Origin of the sequence: Shewanella sp. CG12_big_fil_rev_8_21_14_0_65_47_15 (assembly GCF_002783505.1) — a bacterium.
Lineage (GTDB): Bacteria > Pseudomonadota > Gammaproteobacteria > Enterobacterales > Shewanellaceae > Shewanella.
Genome location: NZ_PFGL01000047.1, coordinates 1 through 2,546 on the forward strand (window position 1 = coordinate 1; position 2,546 = coordinate 2,546).

At 42.6% G+C, this 2,546-nt stretch carries 3 protein-coding genes; all 3 read right to left on the bottom strand.

Annotated elements, in window-relative coordinates; genetic code table 11:
- Window positions 1-288 (bottom strand): hypothetical protein (locus tag COW15_RS13100; protein WP_293632972.1); only part of this gene is annotated, 288 nt, incomplete at its 3' end.
- A gap of 333 nt (window positions 289-621) precedes the next feature.
- On the bottom strand, window positions 622-1,968 hold the full coding sequence (locus COW15_RS13105) for a TniQ family protein (RefSeq protein WP_293632973.1): 1,347 nt from the start codon (window positions 1,966-1,968) through the stop codon (window positions 622-624).
- A gap of 3 nt (window positions 1,969-1,971) precedes the next feature.
- Window positions 1,972-2,546: TniB family NTP-binding protein (locus tag COW15_RS13110; protein ID WP_293632974.1), on the bottom strand; the 575-nt coding region annotated here is incomplete at its 5' end.

Sequence of the window (2,546 nt, forward strand, 5' to 3'; positions counted from 1 at the left end):
AATGAAAAACTGCAATAGCTGGTTTGGTAACTGATATAAGCGGAAGATCTGATCACTGCCAGCGAGCAATGCCGCCATACTAAACGGCAGCAGAATACGGTGAGAGCTGCGCAGGGCCACATGTTTTAAACCCTGACCGCCGCTGTCTGCCAGCCGTGAACCTAACATGCGATTAATTAATACCGCCAACAGCGCACAGGCGATAAGTGCCAGTAACTGATACCACATTTCCGCCAGCTGCAATTGCTGCTGCAGCTGTTGCCACCATTGAAGCGCTTTTTCTGACATAGAGATAAATTGCGTTGTTAAGTTATTGTTTTACCTTAGCAGAAAAGCATGGCTTCGCCCAAGGTTACATTTAGAAACATGTTTGGAGGCTCCAGTTTTTTCTGAACTGAGCGTTTCTGTAAGTTATTGAATTATAAGGATGCAAAAATAAAGTCCAATTTGGGTAGGTTTAAAAGTCCGGGTTTAGGCCTGAACGGAGGCATAAATTCCGGTTTTAATCTGAACTGGCATGAGTTTATAGCCCATTTTTTCAGGGGCTGAATTGAGTATGCTTTGTAGAATTATAGACAAAAAAATACCGCTCAAACGAGCGGTGTTTTTTGGGGGGACTGGTTATGCCGATAACTTAAATCTTTCTAGTTCACCAACATCGAATAACAACTCTTCGATCATAAAATCTTCGACTGAACTAGAGGTGTAAATTGAGATCTCTCTATTTAACCCGGCAATTAATAATTCAGCGATAGTTCTTTTCTTCCCTAAATATGAACCAAGATTTGACCATCTCGCTGTTTTAAATGACGGTTTAGTTGGCAAGATTTTGATAATCGTTCTTAACCTACTATGCAATTCAACCAATTCATCCAGCGCTGGCGCGATCAACTTTGCACTTGATGTGGCGTGCGTTCTTTTCTTAAACACACCTCTATCAATCAATGACACTATGGTATTTCTCGACATAGAAAGCAGTCTTTGCGAGTCTTCCCACCTGAGATGGTATCTATTGTCATTTGCTGCATGTTGTCGCATTCGATTTACCGTAAGAATCTTATATGTTGCAGCGTCAGGGATCTCAATCTTCCCACTTGGTTGTTCCTTGCTAACTGCTGGGAAATTCAGCGAGAAACTTTCGTCGTTAGCGGCATGAAGCGGAGCATCTAAATTCGTCAGTAACTTATTGATGCTTTCACTTCGTAAATCTTTTATAAAACGCCGCTTACGGTGTTTTGCGTAGTCATGACGAACGTACTCCAAAGTAGCCAAAAGGTGAGCATACTCAAAATATTTAGACGTATCTTGCAGATGTTCAATCGCCTTGTGGTACTTATCGTATGTCGCATCAAATGGGCGCATCGAGAATTTTACGTAGTGGTATAAATGCTCCAGATAGGCTTCCTCCTGCGTCGTACTCATTTTCGCCAGCGTCTGCTCATACGCAGGTAAAGCCACTTGCACAATCGCTACGTCAGCCCATGGTTTTGCACAATTGGTACAGCGGTGCAGCAATTTACTTTCCCACTTTTGCTCTGCACCACACGCAGGGCAAGCATGAAGCAACTTACACTCATGTACTTCGCAATGATTTATGTGCATGTACAACCATTTCGATTTTATATAGCCGTGTTCAGCTATGCAGTGAGGGCAGAACACGGGTTTGCCAATTTTCGTGCGATAGAAGGTATTCGATGCAACCTCATGTAAGAGACCATCACGCATAAAATACTTCCGTAAGTCTGTACACGACATGTCTATAGCTTTGGCAAAGTAAGGCAGAACCCGGTAGAAGTCGTCAGAGCGCACGAAGAAACACCGAGACTGTCTGAGGCTTTTAAAATCACAAAACAAGTCTGCTAGGGTCTCACGGCCATTCATGTCGGCAAGTCGCAGGACGAAACCTAAAAACAATTCCCCATCAACAGGTCTTGGACGAATTGGATATGGGTGACTCAAGAATTCCATAAATTAGTGCCCCTTTACTTTGCTGATGTTTAAGATGTGTTTAGCGACCTTCACATCATTCGCTTGGATAAATGGGTTAAATCCCAGTTGCTCATTCATGGCTGGTAGCCAGATGTTAGCGAATCCCTCTAGGGTAGGTTTTTCACCGTCTAGCACTGCATTTACCATGGCATAGAACAGGTTGCGGATATCCCGCAAATTGCCATTTGTCGCTGCGTAAATTCGTTTTACGAGATTTTCTTGAGCTATCACTTTGACGCCATCTACCAGTTTGAAAAATGATAGAGATGTACCTGCTTGATTTAATAGTTTTGCATATTCTTCAATCACTTGTGCAAACTCGTACAATCGCTCAGGAGTTGATATTGAAAAGTTATCGAATCTCACGACACGAGGTCTAATACGACTGGCCATTTCATCATAGAAACTGATTAACTTTTCAGCTTCGTGAGTCCCCATGAATAACACTGGTACTTTAGTGCGATTCATTAAGTCTTTTAAGAACGACACTGCCTGCGTTGGAGTTGAAGTTGCTCGCGTTGGCAGATAATTATGGATCTCATCAATGATGATAAGTT